At 64.2% G+C, this 16,701-nt stretch carries 13 protein-coding genes; 8 read left to right on the top strand and 5 right to left on the bottom strand.

The genetic code is table 11. From position 1 onward, the window contains the following. Positions 1–48 precede the first annotated feature (48 nt). From FA702_RS07400 to FA702_RS07415, 4 genes are all read right to left on the bottom strand, one after another. Positions 49–1,380, bottom strand: a complete 1,332-nt coding sequence (locus tag FA702_RS07400) for a cytochrome c (protein ID WP_136955612.1) — start codon at positions 1,378–1,380, stop codon at positions 49–51. Continuing rightward, positions 1,377–3,539 carry a xanthine dehydrogenase family protein molybdopterin-binding subunit gene (locus FA702_RS07405; protein ID WP_210417603.1) on the bottom strand — a complete coding sequence of 721 codons (2,163 nt, stop codon included), beginning with the start codon at positions 3,537–3,539 and terminating at the stop codon, positions 1,377–1,379. Before FA702_RS07405 ends, FA702_RS07400 begins: the two co-directional genes overlap by 4 nt. Further along, a complete protein-coding gene (locus FA702_RS07410) occupies positions 3,532–3,987 on the bottom strand; it encodes a (2Fe-2S)-binding protein (RefSeq protein ID WP_136955614.1) in 456 nt (151 codons plus the stop codon). Before FA702_RS07410 ends, FA702_RS07405 begins: the two co-directional genes overlap by 8 nt. A gap of 274 nt (positions 3,988–4,261) precedes the next feature. Continuing rightward, the gene (locus tag FA702_RS07415) at positions 4,262–6,622 is read right to left on the bottom strand and encodes a PAS domain-containing protein (protein ID WP_168196022.1); all 2,361 of its coding nucleotides are present in this window, start codon (positions 6,620–6,622) and stop codon (positions 4,262–4,264) included. 266 nt (positions 6,623–6,888) lie between these two features. On the opposite strand from FA702_RS07415, the gene FA702_RS07420 reads away from it, so the two are divergent. The 3 genes from FA702_RS07420 (at position 6,889) to FA702_RS07430 (ending at position 10,760) form a co-directional block, all read left to right on the top strand. Continuing rightward, positions 6,889–7,725, top strand: a complete 837-nt coding sequence (locus tag FA702_RS07420; protein WP_136955616.1) for an alpha/beta fold hydrolase — start codon at positions 6,889–6,891, stop codon at positions 7,723–7,725. Positions 7,726–7,770: 45 nt separating this feature from the next. Further along, complete coding sequence (locus FA702_RS07425) at positions 7,771–8,490, top strand: hypothetical protein (protein ID WP_136955617.1); 720 nt, start codon at positions 7,771–7,773, stop codon at positions 8,488–8,490. A gap of 89 nt (positions 8,491–8,579) precedes the next feature. Next, the gene (locus FA702_RS07430; RefSeq protein ID WP_168196023.1) at positions 8,580–10,760 is read left to right on the top strand and encodes a TonB-dependent receptor; all 2,181 of its coding nucleotides are present in this window, start codon (positions 8,580–8,582) and stop codon (positions 10,758–10,760) included. A 63-nt stretch (positions 10,761–10,823) separates the two neighbouring features. Here the strand turns inward: FA702_RS07430 and FA702_RS07435 are convergent, their stop codons facing one another. After that, positions 10,824–11,480 (bottom strand): response regulator transcription factor, encoded by a 657-nt coding sequence (locus tag FA702_RS07435; RefSeq protein WP_136955619.1) that lies wholly within the window; start codon positions 11,478–11,480, stop codon positions 10,824–10,826. Positions 11,481–11,723: 243 nt separating this feature from the next. Here FA702_RS07435 and FA702_RS07440 point away from each other — a divergent pair, with 243 nt between their 5' ends. The 5 genes from FA702_RS07440 to FA702_RS07460 all read left to right on the top strand — a co-directional run bounded on the left by FA702_RS07440 (position 11,724) and on the right by FA702_RS07460 (position 16,438). Beyond that, entirely contained in the window at positions 11,724–12,086 is a 363-nt protein-coding gene (locus FA702_RS07440; RefSeq protein WP_168196024.1) for a response regulator transcription factor, read from the top strand. A gap of 144 nt (positions 12,087–12,230) precedes the next feature. Further along, positions 12,231–13,637, top strand: a complete 1,407-nt coding sequence (locus tag FA702_RS07445; protein ID WP_136955621.1) for an aldehyde dehydrogenase family protein — start codon at positions 12,231–12,233, stop codon at positions 13,635–13,637. Between the two features lie 11 nt (positions 13,638–13,648). Then, positions 13,649–14,494, top strand: a complete 846-nt coding sequence (locus FA702_RS07450) for an aldo/keto reductase (RefSeq protein ID WP_210417604.1) — start codon at positions 13,649–13,651, stop codon at positions 14,492–14,494. A gap of 281 nt (positions 14,495–14,775) precedes the next feature. Beyond that, entirely contained in the window at positions 14,776–15,321 is a 546-nt protein-coding gene (locus FA702_RS07455) for a carboxymuconolactone decarboxylase family protein (protein WP_136955623.1), read from the top strand. 286 nt (positions 15,322–15,607) lie between these two features. Continuing rightward, positions 15,608–16,438, top strand: a complete 831-nt coding sequence (locus FA702_RS07460) for an alpha/beta fold hydrolase (RefSeq protein ID WP_210417623.1) — start codon at positions 15,608–15,610, stop codon at positions 16,436–16,438. The last annotated feature ends 263 nt before the right edge of the window (positions 16,439–16,701 follow it).

The raw sequence follows: 16,701 nt of genomic DNA on the forward strand, positions 1-16,701 counted from the left end.
AACGCCGCTCCGGCATTCGGCACATGTATCAAGGCAGGGCGATCCCTCTCACTGCTCTCGCAGTTCCCGCACGTTCGCGGCGGTCAGATTCGAAGCCTGCGTGCCAAACCGGGCGGTAACGTAGTTGGCAACCGCCGCGATCTCCGCGTCCGAATAGGCGGCATGGAAGGCCGGCATGTAGGGACCGGGCGAATGCGCCGAACCGCCTCCATTCAGCACCATCAGCGCGACATTGTTGCCGGTACGATCGTTGACGGCGCGGATACCGGTCAGCTGCTGGAAAGGACTGACGGCTCCCTTGCCGCTCCACGCGTGGCAACTGACGCAAGCCTGCTCGAACACGCGCTTGCCGTGAGGATTGCCCGTCGGGCCTTGCGAAGCGACAGGGTTGGCCGGCCCGGCCATCGCGGGCAGGCCAGAGCTGCGAATGGACGGAATGGTCCGCAGATAAGCCGCGATCGCGGCAACATCCGAAGGTGTCAGCCGCCCGGTGCTCAATGCAACCACCTCGGCCATCGGACCGGAGGCGACACCGCGTTGCGGCGCATGCCCGCGCGCAAGATAGCTGACGAGGTCGTCCGACGACCATGCTCCGATGCCGCTGACCTGGTCGCTGGTGATATTGTAGGCGTTCCAGCCTTCGGCGGCACCGCCGGCGAACTTCTGCCGGGTGTTCATGGCCTGCATCAGCGTGCGCGGCGTGTGGCATTCGCCGCAATGACCGGCCGCTTCGACCAGATAGGCGCCGCGGTTCCACTGGGCATCGCGCTCGGCGACCGGACGGAACACCGGTTCGCGGTTGAACAGCGCTCCCCAGATCGCCATCAGCCAGCGCTGGTTGAAGGGGAAGCTAAAAGTGTTGGGCAAGTTTGCCCGCCGCACCGGGGCCAGACTGGCAAGATAGCGACGGATCGCCAGGACATCGTCATCGGTTAGCATGGCGTAGGATGCGTAAGGGAACGCCGGGTAGAGCCGCTGGCCATCGCGGCCGATGCCCTTGTGCACGGCGCGCACGAATTCGGCATCGCTCCAAGCCCCGATACCGGTCTCCCGGTCGGGCGTGATGTTGGGGGTGTAGATCGTGCCGAACGGCAGCTTGAACGCACGCCCGCCGGCAAATGGCTTGCCACCCTTGGCGGTGTGGCAGGCCTGACAATCGGCTGCCTCGGTCAGATAGCGGCCCTTCGTGAGCGGATCAGCCGATGCCAGTTCGGGTGGGACCCCGGTGGGCGATCGTCCACGGTAGGTGGCCAGATCGACCTGCTGGCCGCCCGCGAACGCCAGCGGGCCGGGCAAGGCCACTTGCCACCAGGCAAGTCCTCCCGCGATGGCTACCGCCGCAATGGCGCCAAGGACGATCGTTTTGCGGGGCCGTTTCATCGCCAGGCACTCTTGCTCAGCAGGGAGGAATCGACGGGCATGCGGCTGAGCTGGATGCCCGTTGCGGCGTAGATGGCGTTGTTGAGCGCGCCCTGGACCGTGACCGTGCCAGGTTCGCCGATCCCGCCGGGCGCCTCGGCGCTGGGCACGATATGGACCTCGATCTGCGGCATCTCATCGATGCGGACGACGCGGTAATCGTGGAAATTGCTTTCCTGCGTCCGCCCGTTCGCCAGGGTGATCTGGCCATAGAGCGCGGCGGAAAGGCCAAATACCATGCCGCCCTGTATCTGGGACACGATGCCGTCCGGATTGACGGGCGATCCGCAGTCCACCGCCGTGGTCAGCCGCTTGACCGCCACCGTGCCGTCCTCGGCCACGACAACTTCGGCCACGGTGCAAAGATACGTACCGAACACGTATTGCAGATTGATGCCACGCCCCGCGCCGGCCGGCAGCGGCGTGCCCCAACCCGCTTTCTGCGCGGCAAGATCGAGCACCGCGCGGGCGCGTTGATGTTTGCCGATCAGGCTGCGGCGAAAGGCTAGCGGGTCCTGCCCCGCTTCGCGCGCCACGCGGTCAACGAAGCTTTCGGTGGCGAACACGTTCATATTCGGTCCGACACCGCGCCAGAACGCGGTGTACACGCCGCGTGGTTCGTGGCGGACCCAGTCCACGAGCAGGGCGGGCATGTCGTAGGGCGTTTCCGCCGCGCCATCGACGGCATCGCTATCAATTTTGCCGTCGTAGGCGGGCGGCAGCCAGCGCGCGACCACGCTGGGGCCGACAACGCGATGCGACCAGGCCTCGACCTTGCCGTTCGCGATCCTGGCCTTGAGCCAGGCGCCATAGACCGAGCGATAGGGCGCCCGCGCTACATCCTCTTCCCGGCTCCAGACGACCTTGACCGGGCCATCGACATGTTTGGCGATACGCACGGCCTTGCGGACCCCGTCCACCTCCAGGCGGCGACCGAAGCCGCCACCGATAAGATGGTTATGGACCGTTACCTGTTCCGGACTCAGACCTGCCTCTTGCGCGGCAGCCCGCTGCGTCATCGTCATCACCTGCGTGCCAACCCAGACCTCGCATTTTCCGGACGTGAGGTGGACGGTGCAGTTCATCGGCTCCATCGGGGCATGGGCCAGGAGGGGCAAGGCGTAGTGCGCCTCGATCACGCCATCGCCCGACAATTTCGCCGCTGCGCCGGTATCCAGCGCGACGTGCGCCTCGGCTTGCGATGCCTTGTCCAGGTCGGCCCACAAGTCGGCGCTACCCAAAGTGGCGTTGGGGCCATCGTTCCAGGTGATGTCCAGCGCCGCCAGCGCGCGCATCGCCGCCCAGCTGGTTTCGGCCACCACCGCGACCATGTCATCAAGCACGATCACCTGCTGCACGCCGGGCAGGGCCTTGGCCGGGCGATCATCGACCCGCACGACCTTCCCGCCTACCACCGGAGCGCAGGCCAGCGAGGCGAACCGCACGCCTTCGGGCATCGCGTCGATACCATAGCGGAGCGAGCCATCTACCTTGTGCGCGGTATCGAGCCGTCGCTGCGAACGACCGATAAGGCGGAAGGTTTCTGGCGACTTGAGTGGCGGATCAGCCGGAACCGGCTCACGCGCGGCCTGTGCGGCCAGCGCGCCATAGGCAAGGCGTCGACCACTGGGCTGGTGGACGACTTCACCCGGCTCGGTGCGGCATTCCGCCGCCGGCACACGCCATTGCCGCGCGGCAGCTGCGATCAGCATGGCACGGGCGCTGGCGCCGGCCTTGCGCATGACCGGCCAATAGCCGCGTACCGATGTCGAACCGCCGGTGGCCTGCACCTTGAAGATCGGATTGCCGTAGAGCGCGTCGTCGGCCGGCGCCTCTTCCAGCTTGACCGCCTCAAGCGCGACATCCAGTTCCTCGGCGATCAGCATCGCCAAAGCGGTGTAGATTCCCTGCCCCATCTCGGTCTGCGGCATCACCAGGGTTACGTTCCCGTCCCCAGCCAGGCGGATGAAGGCGTCGGGGGCGAAGGCTGCGGAGGCGGGGGCCGCGCCGGTTGCCGCAACCACCGAAACGCCCCGGACGGTAAGGCCAAGCACCAGCGCACCGGCGCCAAGCGACGCGCCGCGCAGCACCTGTCGGCGCGAGAGAGCCGGATCAGCCATGACGCGCCGCCTCCTTGATGCCCTCGCGGATACGCACATAGGTTCCGCATCGGCAGATGTTACCAGCCATGGCGGCGTCGATCGCGGCATCATCGGGCGTCGGATTGCTGGCCAGCAGGGCCGCGGCCGACATGATCTGCCCAGACTGGCAGTAACCGCACTGGATCACGTCCAGATCGAGCCACGCCTTCTGGATGCGTGCCCCCGCCGGGGTCGCTCCGATCGCCTCGATGGTCGTGACCGGCCTGTTGCCAATCTCGCCCACCGGCAATTGGCAGGACCGGACGGGTGCGCCATCCACATGAACCGTGCAGGCGCCGCATTGCGCGATGCCACAACCGAACTTGGTGCCAGTCAGACCCAGATCGTCGCGCAGCACCCATAGCAGCGGTGTTTCGGCATCTACTTTGACCTCACGCTGTTGGCCGTTCACGTTGATGGTCGTCACGCCTGATGCCTCCGATTTTTTGGCAGGTTATGGCAGATCGGATGCGACGGATAGCCCTACCTGCGTATGGTTTAACCGACGAAGAAGACCGGCGATAAATGGCCACCGCATTGAATGATGCCGGCGCACCTCTTCAGCGTCCCTGGAAGGGAGAGGCCCTTTTTGCCCAACAGCAAAGGGTGCGGAAGGATTGGGGACGCTTGGCGACCGTTCCATTCCATCCTGGAAAGTACCTTCAGCTCCGCTCTGGCATGACCCCGCCCGACCAGGGAGTTCAGTCCACGGCGGCGATGCTGGGCACGGTAAAGCTGAATACCGCGCCGCCGCCGGGCTCGTTCCGCGCATGCAGGTTCCCCCCCATGCCCTGCACCGCATTGCGACAGACCTGCAGCCCCATCCCCATGCCGGTAGCTTTGGTGGTAAAGAACGGTTCGAACAGCTTGTCGCGGACATCGTCCGCAATACCTGGGCCAGCATCCCGCACCGAAACCGCGATGCCTTCGGACACGTTCGAGATTTCGACGGTGATCTTGCGCGGATCGGACCCTGCCTGCATCGCCTCTGCCGCGTTGGTGATGAGGTTGACCAGAACTTGCTGGAACTCGACCGGATCGGCGAGCACCAGCGCAAGATCGGGATCACAGTGCAGCACCAATTGCGCCTCCGCCCGCCGGACCTCGCTTTCGAGCAGACCGCAGGTGGCCTGCGCCAGCGCGCTGATATCGACACGCCGCAATTCGCGGCGCCGCGGCGCAAGACTCTCGCGCGTGTGCTCGACGATCGCCTGGACACGGTGAACCGTCCGGGTCAGCCGCTCGATGCCACGGATCGCCGCCTCAAGGTTGGGTGTTTCCCCGGTCAGCCAGCGCATGGTGGTCTGCACATCCATCGCCATCGACGCGATGGGCTGGTTCAGTTCATGCGCGATGGTGGCGGAATAGGCACCCACCGTTGCAATGCGGTTGGCCCGCGCCAGTTCGTCCTGCGCGGCGCGGCGCATCTCCTCGATCCGCTGCTGTTCGGAAAGGTCGACGAGGTTTGACAGGTGCAGGTCGTCCGACAGCCGGTTCACGTTGAAATGAACAGGTATCCGGCGCAAATCCTTGCCGATCAGCACGGTCTGCCCGGAAATATGCTCTTGATCGTAATAGACCATCTCGAGCTGGCTTATCAGGACGTCACGGCCGTCCTCGGCGTTGTGCGCGGGCGGGTTGGCCGCCAGTTCGGCGAGGTCTGCATAGCCCATCATCTGGGCGAGCGCCCGATTGACCCGCGTGGTCCTGATATTCGACAGGCATTCCTCGAGAACATGCGGATTTCCCTCGAAATACGCCCGCAAGTTCTGGACGCCTTGCGCCTTGATGCGATCAAGGATGGGCTTGGTTACGCTGAAGTCCATCTCGGCGAAGCTGATGCCGCCCACGTCGAACAGGCTCGAATAGCGCGCTTCCGTGCGCAGCAGTTCGGCCGTCCGCTCGGCGACCCTGCGTTCGAGGTTGGCCATCAGGTCGTTGACGCGCTGCTGGGCCAACACCTCGTTGTGGATGTCCGTCGCGCCGCCATAGAAGCGCAGGATCTCGCCGGTCTCGGCGGACCGCACCGCCCGACGTGCCATCGACATCCAATGGTAGCTGCCGTCCTTGTGCCGCAGACGGACCTGGCAGGCGATATCTTCGCCCGTTTCCAACGATCGCGTCAGCACCTGGCGCAATGGCCCGATATCCTCGGGATGGATGCATTCGCGCCAGGTTTGCCCGGCGATGCCTTCCTCTCGTTCAACGCCGGTAATCTCGGTGAAGCGCCGATTGAGAAAATCCCATTTCCCGTCAGCCGTCGAGCGCCAGAGCAACTGGGGAACCGAATCCGCAAAAACTGTCAATTCGCGTTGGCTTTCTTCCAGTTCGTTGCGGAGCTTTTGCAGTTCCTCCTTCGCGGTGACCTCTTGATGAACATCGGAAAGCCCGCCGAAGCGTTCAATCTCGCCGGTGAACGGTGAGCGGACTGGCTTGTCGTAAATTTGCATCCAGCGATACGAACCGTCGGCCTGGCGCACGCGGATCTCGAGGTCGGTCAGGGTCTGCGTGGCGACCGCATGGGGAACCGCGGCATGAAGCGCGGCAAGGTCATCCGGGTGGACGACATCGTTGTAGCGCTCGTTCGCCAGCACACTTGAGCGATCCAGTCCGGTTACATGGGTCCAGTGTTCGTTGAGGTATTCGATCTCGCCCCGGGGGTTGGACCGCCACAATACGAACGGGACCGAGTTGAGGAAATGTTCGATCTCGGCCCGGCGGCGGTCTGCCTCCGCGCTCGCCGCGCGCAGGCGCCGCTGGCTTATCAACAGGAATGCGACAAAACCGATCGCGATGCAGGGTAACAGAGCCTGTAGTGCGGCAGCAAGCGGCTCACGGTCCGCCTGCGCCATAAGCCGGGCGACGATAGCCAGCGCCATGCAGACAGGCGCCCCAACGAGAACGGCGATTTCCCCGCCGCCTGCAAGGGCCGCGGCGACTACGACAAGATGGAGAATGGAAACAGGCAGATTATCGCCAGAGGCCCGGTCGAGGAAAAACACCGCCCATGCCATGAGGAAGGCGCCGGACAGCCAAAGATAGCTGTATTTGCGGTCGGTCATGCCACTCGGTCCCATCGCCCAACTCGCCCGTCATTCCATCGCTATTCGCGCCTGACAAGCCGCCGCCGCCATAAGCCTAACGTCAAACCCCTGTTGCCGCCAAGCACGTACAGAGCCGCCAGGAGGCGGCCCCGGCCAGTGCGTGAACACCATTAGCCGTCCGGCGCTCGACCGCGATTGCTGCGCGCTGGTATGTCCTCCCCCTACCTTGTTCTGCCTAGCCATCGCGAAGGGCCATGCTCAACCTCCCGCAAAAGGAGTAAGCCATGTACCAGCACAACACGGCGCCGACGCAGCACATCACAGTCGGCGATACGCGCTATGCTTATCGCCGGTTCGGCGAAGAAGGCGGAACACCGATCGTGCTCCTCCAGCATTTCACTGGCGGAATGGATCACTGGGATCCGCTGCTGACCGATGGTCTTGCCCGCAAACGCCCGGTCATCCTGGTCAACAGCGCCGGGGTCGCCAGTTCCACGGGCACCGCCCCCCCGACGATCGAGGGGATGGCCGGATGCATCGCCGAATTCATCGATGCACTCCAACTCCGCACGTTCGATCTGCTCGGCTTCTCGATGGGGGGCATGGTCGCGCAGGCGTATGCCAAGCAACATGGCGACCGCGTGCGCAAGCTGGCTCTCCTGGGCACCAGCCCACGCGGCGGCGATCCCACGCCCTTCCAGACCGAAGTGGCGCAGCGCGCCAGTGGCAACGCCAACCTAGAGGACTTTGCCTGGCTGTTTTTTGGCCATTCCGAAGCGGGCCGCGCAGCCGCTGCGGCATTCTGGCAGCGCCGGCATGAACGGACAGAAGATATCGATCCGCCAAGCGGCATGGCCACGATCATGGCGCAAGTGGCCGCCGGACGGGACTGGCTCGTGCCACACGGCGAACGCTTTGCCGATCTTGCAGCGATCAACTGCCCGACGCTGGTCGTCAATGGCAGCCTCGACGTGATGCTGCCAACGATCAATTCATTCCATCTCCAGCAGCATCTGCCCGATGCGCAGCTAATTCTCTATCCCGACGCAGGCCATGCCGCGCAGTTCCAGTATCCCGAACTGTTTCTGGCCCATCTCCTCCTGTTTCTCGACGGACACTGAGCAGCCTGCGGACGATTTTCGTCCCTGCAAATTGAAGGACATGCTATGAATCCCCTCGCTACAGCAACCATTGCCGCCCATGGCGGGCTGGATCAATGGAAGCGCTTCAGCACGCTTTCCGCGCGGCTCGCCCAGGGCGGTGCGCTATGGCCGCTCAAGGGGGTCGGCGGCGTGCTGGACGATACCGTGGTGACCATAGACCTGACCCGCCAACAAGCCTCGCACGCGCCCTTTGGCGACGCGGCGCGCAAGTCCGCGTTCACGCCACATCGGGTTGCGCTTCTGTCCGGCGCGGATGCCGTGCTGGAAGAACTGCTCGACCCGCGCGCCTCGTTTGCCGGACACACCCTCGAAACCCCGTGGACCGAACTGCAACTGGCCTACTTTGCCGGCTGCGCGATGTGGACCTATCTGACGCTGCCCTTCCTGCTGGCCGAGCCGGGCGTCACCGCGCAGGAAATCGAACCCTGGGAGGAAAACGGCGAACAATGGCGCCGCCTCGCCGTGACATTCCCCGCGAACATCGCCACCCACAGCACGCAGCAGACGCTCTATATCGGCAGTGACGGCCTGCTGCGGCGCCACGATTACGACGTCGAGATCACCGGCAACACACCGGGCGCGCACTATCCGTCCGCCTATATCGACGTGCAGGGCATCCGTTTTCCCACCAGCCGCCGCATCTATCCACGCCAGGCCGATGGCAAGCCGATGGCCGAGCCGCTCGTCGTGTCGATCGATCTTGGCGAAATCGTGCTGCGCTGATGCATCGCGGCCCATTGGAACGACCATGGCGGTACGACCGATTGACCGATAGAAACCCCGGAATGCGGCACACAATTTTCGGGGCGTGCTTGTTCGTCGCAGCCTTCTTCGCGGCGCCTTCGGCAGCGTTCGCCAGCGATTCCGGCAGCGGTGCTACCGCGATTGAGACCTCGCAGATCACCGTGACAGCCTTGCGCCGACCGCTGCCTGAAGATGCCGTGCCCGCCAGTCTGACCGTTCTGACCGGGCAGCAGTTGCAAGCCCGTTCCGTCCGCTCGTTTGCCGATCTGGCGATGGTCGAACCCAGCCTCCAGATTTCCGCTTATCAGGGCGAAAGCCAGATCTTCCTGCGCGGGATCGGCGCAGTCACGTTCCTTGGCGGATTTGATAGCAGCGTTGCGGTCAACCTGGACGGCGTTTACCTTGGCAGGCCCAGCGCGGCAGCATCGGCGATGTTCGATCTCGACCGGATAGAGATCCTCAAAGGCCCGCAAGGCACGCTCTATGGCCGCAACGCCACCGGCGGCGCAATCAATCTGGTGAGCCGCGGACCGACGAAGGACTGGCACGCCGACGGGCGCGTGGCATTCGGCAATTATGCCCGCGCCGATGCGTTCGCCAGCATTGCCGGCCCGCTGACCGACAGACTGGCAATGCGCTTGTCGGTGGGGAGCAGCAATCACGCCGGCTACACCCGGCTGATCACCGGACGTAATGCAAGTGGCAAGGACCGCGTTGATCACGCCGAGGACCAACACGACCAGAGCGCCCGCTTGCGGCTGGACTGGCAGGCCCGCAGCAATCTGAAACTTACCCTCTCCGCCGATGTCAGCCGGGCTGATGACCGCGCCGTGGTGTTCCACTTTGCTGGGCCGGGCTATGGCAACAATCCCGTCTTCCTCGCGCGCCTTGCGCAAGGCATCGTCGGCCCGGTCGGAGCGCGCACCATCGCCTCGTCCGTGCTGCCGTTCAACCGGCCGCTGAACTGGGGCCTGATGGCCCGGGCAGAGCTCGATCTGGGCAGCGCCATCCTGAGCACGACGGCAGCGTACCGCCAGACCCACCCGAAAAACTTCGACGACCTGTCGAACAGCACCGTGCTAGCCGAAACGCAGTACAAGGAAGAGGACGCCCGGCAATGGAGCGTTGACGTGGCGCTGCATTCGATGCCTTCGGCCACGCTCACCTACTGGCTCGGCGCCTCGCACTACATCGAGCGCAATACGGTTCGCAACGAGTACTTCTTTCCCTATCTCGTTACGCTTCTGGGCGGCACCGGCAGTGCTGATTGCTGCCTGCTGCGGGCCAACGGCACCCAGCACACCCTTGCCAATGCGCTCTTTGGCGAGGTGGGCGGCGCGATCCTGCCTCGAACCACCGTCACCGTTGGCGGGCGCTGGACGCGCGAGCGTCGCCGAGGGACCAATCTGCTCGATTTCACCGGGCTCCAGACCCTGAACAATGCGGTTCTTGCTCCAGCCGAGTTCCGTTCCTTCACGCCAAAGGCCGTGATCGACCACACGTTTTCGGAGTACGGCCACATCTTCGTGTCGGCCGCGCGGGGCTACAAGGCAGGCGGCTTTAACCTCGGCTCTGCGCAGAACACGCCCTACGCCCCGGAAAAGATCTGGTCCTATGAACTGGGTGCCAAGTTTGCCGGCCCCAACTGGAAGATCGAAGCGAGTGCCTTTCACTACGATTACCGCGATCTTCAGGTGCAGGATGTCGACGCCAATTCCGTGCTCATACGCAACGCCGCGACCGCACGGGTCGATGGAGTGGAACTGGGCCTGCGCGGCGCGAGCGGGCCGCGGTTCCGGTTCGCGGCGCAAGCGACCTGGCTGAATGCGCGCTTTTCGCGCTACGCCACCATCAACACCAAGCAGCCGGGCCTCGGCGTGCAAGACCTTGCCGGTAACCCGCTACCCCATGCGCCGCGCTGGCGCGTGCTGGGCTATGCCGAACGGGATTTTGCGCTGCATGGCGGCGCCATCCTGCGGCTGCGCGGCGATGCCAGCTGGCAGGACCGGACCTGGTTCACCGCCTTTCGCGATGCGCGGGCCACCCAGGCTGCGTGGTGGTGGCTCAAGGCCCGGGCGACCTGGATCCCCGCGCATGCGCGCTGGCAGGCCGCCGTCTTTGTCGACAATCTCACGAATACGCGCGCGTTCACCAATGTCTCGATCACCGGCGATCTCGACGCGAGCCGGGCGCTCGGCAACATGGCTCCGCCTCGCACGTTCGGGTTGGAGTTCGGCTTCAGTCTCTAGGGTCAGGAGCCATTGCCGACACGGCAGGGCCAAGCACCCGTGCCACCCATCGGCAGCGTCCGCCTAGATGCCGAGCAGATCGATCTTGCGCAGCATATCGGCGACCGAGATCGACTTGAGTTTGCGCCCGGCGCTCGAGCGATGCATCTTGACCGTGATCTCGGTGATGCCGAGTTCGTGGGCGATCTGCTTGTTGAGCAAGCCGCGCGCTACCCCGCGCAAGACGTCCGTTTCACGGGGTGTCAGGCTTTCGCCCAGACGCCGCACACTCTTGCGCTCGCCGCCGTCTTTTTGTTTCTCGCCTTCGGTGCGCAGTGCATGAGTCACCACGTCAAGCAGTTCCTGCTGCCGAAAGGGCTTTGGCAAAAAGTCGATCGCGCCGGCCTTCATCGCTCTGACGGAGGTGGCGACATCAGCGTGACCGGTAATGAACACGATCGGCACGAACTGGTTCATCTCCCGCAGTTGCGCCTGGAGTTCGAGGCCGCCGGTACCCGGCAGCCGTAGATCGAGCACGAGGCAGCATGGCCGATCAGGTATGCCATGCTGCAGCATGTCTGCGGTGGATTCGAACACGGCCGTTTCAAGGCTCACGGATTCGAACATATCCTGCAGACTTGCGCGCACGTCGGGATCATCATCTACGACAAGCACAAGCGGCTGCCGCGATGTTACCTGGGCCGATGCTTCCTGCACGAGAACTGCCCTGACGGTAGCCATGGATCGCCTTTCCGGCCGATCGGCCTTGTATTGCGTCGCCAATCTACAGCGACTTTGCACGCAGTGCCAGCCGCCGCGCCCCATACCTCGGTATGGGACGCCACGGAACAAGAGCTAGGCAGCCGCAAGACTGCTATCAATTAGCTGCAAAGTAGCGGATGACCACTAAAGGCGACATCGGCCTGGCAATGCCACGCGGCCCCGAACGAGAGGACAATGTTGGTGCCTGGGCCTTCCCCGAAAATGCCGGTTATCATCGGGATTGTCGACGATGATGATGACGTGCGCGAGGCATTGGAAGAGATGCTGGAAAGTCATGGCTATCTGACGATTTCGTTCAAGTCGGCTACCGATTTCCTCAAATCTGCCGATGTCGCGCGTATGTTCTGCGTCATCACCGACTTCCAGATGCCGGGCCTGACCGGACTCGACCTGATCGATGCGCTGCGGGAATTTGGACTGCCCACGATCCTGATCACCGCATTTGCAACGCCGATGATCGAGCAGCAGGCCCGTAACGCCGGCGTGCACCGTTTCCTGCGCAAGCCTTTCAATCCCCAGCAGCTTGTTGCCGCCATCAAATCCATTCGCGGCGGGATGTTGTGAATCGTCGGCCGCACTGCGGGTAATCACGGAGCCTTGGCGCCGGGCGGGGCATACCACGGTAGAGCTTTGCCGAATGCCGACACCCGATCATGGTGGCGACCAAGCCGCGTCACACCAGAGGGCGCCGCCACCAAGGAATTGCGCATGCCCTATCACCTTCTCATCGACGGCGCTCTGGTCGACAGCGCCGACGTCATCGACGTCATCGACCCGACGACGGCCCAGCCCTTTGCACAGTCGCCGCGCGCCAGTGCCGCTCAGGCCGATGCCGCCATTCTGGCCGCCAAGCGTGCGCAGCCAGCCTGGGAAGCCCTCGGTTACGAAGGCCGCAGGCCCTATCTTGAGCGGTTTGCGGAGGCGATCACCGCCAACCTCGATTCCATTGCAGCCACTCTGACCCGTGAACGCGGCGGCCCGATTGCAGATTGCCGCTTCGAGGTAAGCCGCGCACGCGATGCCATCGCCCACTTCGCCACGCAGTCTCTGGTCGACCGCGTGCTGCTCGAAACGCCCGGACAGCGCATCATCGAACAACGCTACGCGCAAGGGGTGCTGGTCGCTATCATGCCGTGGAACAGGCCGATGACGCTGCTCTCCTTCAAGCTCGGGCCAGCGCTGATTACAGGTAACACGGTGATCGCCAAGCCCGCGCCGACCACGCCGCTTTCCACCCTTCTCCTCGGCCAGCTGGCTGCCGACATTTTCCCCGCCGGCGTCTTCCAGACTCTGGTGGATGCCAATGACCTCGGCCCTCTGCTGACCAGCCATCCCGACGTCGCTCACGTCAGCTTCACCGGCTCGACGCCGACCGGCAAAAAGGTGCTGGTGTCGGCCGCCGACACGCTGAAGCGCTTTACCCTGGAACTCGGCGGCAACGACGCAGCCATCGTGCTGGACGACGCCGACATCGCCAAGGTTGCAGACCGCATCTTTGCCGCAGCTTTCATCAATGCAGGCCAGGTCTGCTTTGCCACCAAGCGCGTCTACGCCCCGCGCCGGCATGCAGCCGATCTCGCAGCGGCCCTTGCCGAACGGGCCGCGGCGGCGGTTCTGGGCGATGGCATGAACCCTTCCACCACCATGGGCCCGCTGCAAAACCGCATGCAGTTCGACAAGGTGCTGGACGTGATCGCGTCCGCCCGCGCGCAGGGCGGCCGATTCCTGACCGGCGGCGACGCCACCGGTCAGGGCTACTTCATCCGCCCGGCAATCGTCACCGGTCTGCCCGAACAGGCGCGGCTGGTTCAGGAGGAACAGTTCGGCCCGGTTCTTCCGGTTCTGGCCTATGAGCATGTCGACGAAGCGGTGGCCGCGGCAAACGCCAGCGACTTCGGGTTGGGCGGCACCATCTGGGGCTCGGACACGGACCGGGCCATGGCCGTGGCCAGCCGCATCCAGACGGGCACCATCTGGGTGAACCAGCACATGGCGCTGCCCCTGGACGTTCCGTTCGGCGGCGCCAAGCAATCGGGCATAGGTCTCCAGAATGGCCTTCCGGGCATGGAAGACGTGACCCAACTGCGCATTCTCAACGCCATTCTGGCGGAATGAGGGGACCGATAATGGACAACACCACGTTTCGGATCGGCGGTGAACTTGAGGTAAGCCGGCTAGGCTTCGGCGCCATGCGTCTCACCGGACCAGGCATATGGGGGCAGCCCACCGACCGGGAAGCAGCCCTCGCCACGCTCCGCCGGGTGCCCGAACTGGGCATCAACCTGATCGATACGGCGGACAGTTACGGGCCGGATGTTTCCGAACCGCTGATCCGTGAAGCCCTGCATCCTTACGCCCCCGGCATGCACATCGCCACCAAGGCCGGGCTGCGCAGGCCCGGCCCCGATGCGTGGATGCCGCACGGCGATCCCGACTATCTCATCGCCCAGGCGCGCAGGAGCCTGACGCATCTTGGCGTAGAGCAGATCGATCTGTGGCAACTGCACCGGATTGATCCCAGCGTACCGCGTGACGAGCAGTTTGGCGCCGTTCGTGCCATGATCGACGAAGGGATCATCCGCCATGCTGGGCTCAGTCAGGTAACAGTTGCGGAGATCGAGGCGGCGCAACGGGTCTTTTCGGTCGCGACCGTGCAGAACCGCTTCAATCTTTCCGATCGCTCGAGCGAGAATGTGCTGGATTACTGCACGCGCCACGCGATTGGATTCATTCCATGGTTTCCGCTCGCGGCAGGGGCGCTAACCGGGCCGGGCTCCGCCCTTGCCGTTATCGCTCAGGCACATGCGGCGACGCCGGGCCAAATTGCCATCGCCTGGCTGCTGCGTCGCAGTCCCGTCACCTTGCCCATCCCGGGCACCGGGAGCGTGGCGCACCTCGAAGAAAATGCTCGGGCATTGCATATCGTGCTGAGCGATGACGAGTTCGCCAAGCTTGAGGCCGCTTACCGATAGAATCGGGACTCATTACCACAAGCCGCGAGCCTGAAAGACGTCGCGTTTTCCAGAAGGGAATTCCTCACAATCCGCCACCCCTACCAAGGGACGGGAAAGACAAACCATCGCAGGCCTGTTCCACCCCCGTCGTCGGGATCAGACTGGCCCTGTTCGGACCAGCTGCGGTGTAAACCGGGCGCCGCCACATTCGAGAACAAGATCCTTGAGCTGGCCGATCACCCCCTGCCGGGGCGCTAGACCGCCGCGGCCACCCGCCTTCGCCACAACGGAGAATGAAGATGTCCCGCATTGCCATCACCAGCCGTGACCAAGCCCCTGCCGCCTCCCAACCCACGCTCGATGCCGTGCAAAAGCAGCTCGGCTTCACCCCCAACTTCTTTGCCGTGCTGGCCAACAGCCCGGCGGTCCTTGCCGCCCACGGCGCCTTCGACGGTGCGCTCGGCAAGACGCTCGATTTGAAGACCCGCGAAGGGATCGCCCTTGCCACGGCGGCCGTCAACGGGTGCGAATACTGCACCGCCGCCCATACCTATACCGGGCACACCTTCGCACGGCTTTCCGAGGCCGACATTGCGGCAGCGAAGCGCGGAGAGGCAGCGGATGAAAAGCTTGCCGCCGCGCTGCATTTCGCCCGGCGTGTCGCTGAAACGCGGGGCAAGGTTGGCGATGACGACCTGGCGCAACTGCGCGCGGCGGGCTACGGTGATGCCCAGATCGTGGAAATCGTGGCCAACGTCGCCAAGAACTTCCTCACCAATCTCATCAACAACGTGGCGCAGACCAACGTCGATTTTCCGGCGATCACCGCCAGCGCAGCCGCCTGAAAACGCACATGGCCGGGGCGGCGCGCGGACGGCGGAAGCCGCCCTATACTCTCGTGTTATTGCGCCGCGCTCGCGCAGTGTGGTTCTTTTGCATGCACCGGGCGCCGCTGCCGCGGCACTCGCTCCAACGGAACACGAAGGCTGATGCGTCATGAGCCAAGCCGATTTCGAACTCTCCCGTCGCCAAGTGGTAGGCGGGGCCGCCCTTTCACTCGGGCTCGCGCTATTTCCTGATCCCGCAATGGCGTCCGTGCTCCAACACGCCGCATCAATAGGAAACATGACCATGGGAACGATCAAAGTCGCAGACGGCACAGAAATCTTCTTCAAGGACTGGGGACCGAAAGGCGCGCAGCCGATTGTGTTTCACCACGGCTGGCCGCTCAGTGCGGACGACTGGGACGCCCAGATGCTCTACTTTCTGGCGCAGGGTTATCGGGTGATCGCCCATGACCGCCGCGGCCACGGGCGCTCCACCCAGACCGATACGGGCAACGACATGGACACTTACGTGGCCGATGTCATCGCGCTCACCGATCACCTAGATCTGCGCAACGCGGTGCATATCGGTCATTCGACCGGCGGCGGAGAAGCGGCACGCTACGTCGCCCGCGCGAAGCCAGGCCGCGTTGCCAAGGCCATTCTCGTCGGCGCCGTCCCGCCGATCATGGTGCAGTCTGCCACGAACCCCGGCGGCACCCCGATGGCGGTATTCGACGGCTTTCGCACGGCGCTTGCAGCCAACCGCGCGCAGTTCTACCTCGATGTGGCGAGTGGTCCGTTCTACGGCTTCAACCGTCCGGGGGCCAAGATCTATCCCGGCACCATCCAGAACTGGTGGCGGCAAGGCATGATTGGCGGCGCCAAGGCGCACTACGACTGCATCGAGGTGTTTTCGGAAACCGATTTTACCAAGGACCTGCAGGCGATCGACGTCCCCACGCTCGTGCTGCACGGCGATGACGATCAGGTCGTCCCGATCGCGGATTCCGCGCAACTTGCCATCAAGTTGCTGCGCAAGGGCCAGCTAAAGGTGTACCCGGGCTATCCGCACGGCATGCTGACCGTTCACGCCGATGTGCTCAATCCCGATATGCTGGCCTTTATCAAGGCCTGATCCGGAAACTGGAACGCTGCCCCGGAAAGGCCGCCCTCATCACGAGGGCGGCCTTTTCGTGCACGAAAACGGCGCGCTTTGATGTGAGGTAAAATCCCTTCGCGCGGTGCAGTCTCGCGCCAGCCCTTCGGCGGCAGTAGCCGGTTCGAAAGGCGATCTTGGAGATAGAAAGTGCCGGGCGGCCCCAGGAGAGGGGGGGAGCATCGGGGCCGCCCGACAAGGTTGGGACCACATCAGGCCCTGTGCGTGCCAATAGCGGGATC

The organism is Novosphingobium sp. EMRT-2, assembly GCF_005145025.1.
Taxonomy (GTDB): Bacteria; Pseudomonadota; Alphaproteobacteria; order Sphingomonadales; family Sphingomonadaceae; genus Novosphingobium.

What these genes read in the sequence shown, in the direction of transcription:
- FA702_RS07400 (WP_136955612.1), bottom strand. Translation starts at nt 1,380, where the DNA reads ATGAAACGGCCCCGCAAAACGATCGTCCTTGGCGCCATTGCGGCGGTA.
- FA702_RS07405 (WP_210417603.1), bottom strand. Translation starts at nt 3,539, where the DNA reads ATGGCTGATCCGGCTCTCTCGCGCCGACAGGTGCTGCGCGGCGCGTCG.
- FA702_RS07415 (WP_168196022.1), bottom strand. Translation starts at nt 6,622, where the DNA reads ATGACCGACCGCAAATACAGCTATCTTTGGCTGTCCGGCGCCTTCCTC.
- FA702_RS07420 (WP_136955616.1), top strand. Translation starts at nt 6,889, where the DNA reads ATGTACCAGCACAACACGGCGCCGACGCAGCACATCACAGTCGGCGAT.
- FA702_RS07425 (WP_136955617.1), top strand. Translation starts at nt 7,771, where the DNA reads ATGAATCCCCTCGCTACAGCAACCATTGCCGCCCATGGCGGGCTGGAT.
- FA702_RS07435 (WP_136955619.1), bottom strand. Translation starts at nt 11,480, where the DNA reads ATGGCTACCGTCAGGGCAGTTCTCGTGCAGGAAGCATCGGCCCAGGTA.
- FA702_RS07440 (WP_168196024.1), top strand. Translation starts at nt 11,724, where the DNA reads ATGCCGGTTATCATCGGGATTGTCGACGATGATGATGACGTGCGCGAG.
- FA702_RS07445 (WP_136955621.1), top strand. Translation starts at nt 12,231, where the DNA reads ATGCCCTATCACCTTCTCATCGACGGCGCTCTGGTCGACAGCGCCGAC.
- FA702_RS07450 (WP_210417604.1), top strand. Translation starts at nt 13,649, where the DNA reads ATGGACAACACCACGTTTCGGATCGGCGGTGAACTTGAGGTAAGCCGG.
- FA702_RS07455 (WP_136955623.1), top strand. Translation starts at nt 14,776, where the DNA reads ATGTCCCGCATTGCCATCACCAGCCGTGACCAAGCCCCTGCCGCCTCC.
- FA702_RS07460 (WP_210417623.1), top strand. Translation starts at nt 15,608, where the DNA reads ATGGGAACGATCAAAGTCGCAGACGGCACAGAAATCTTCTTCAAGGAC.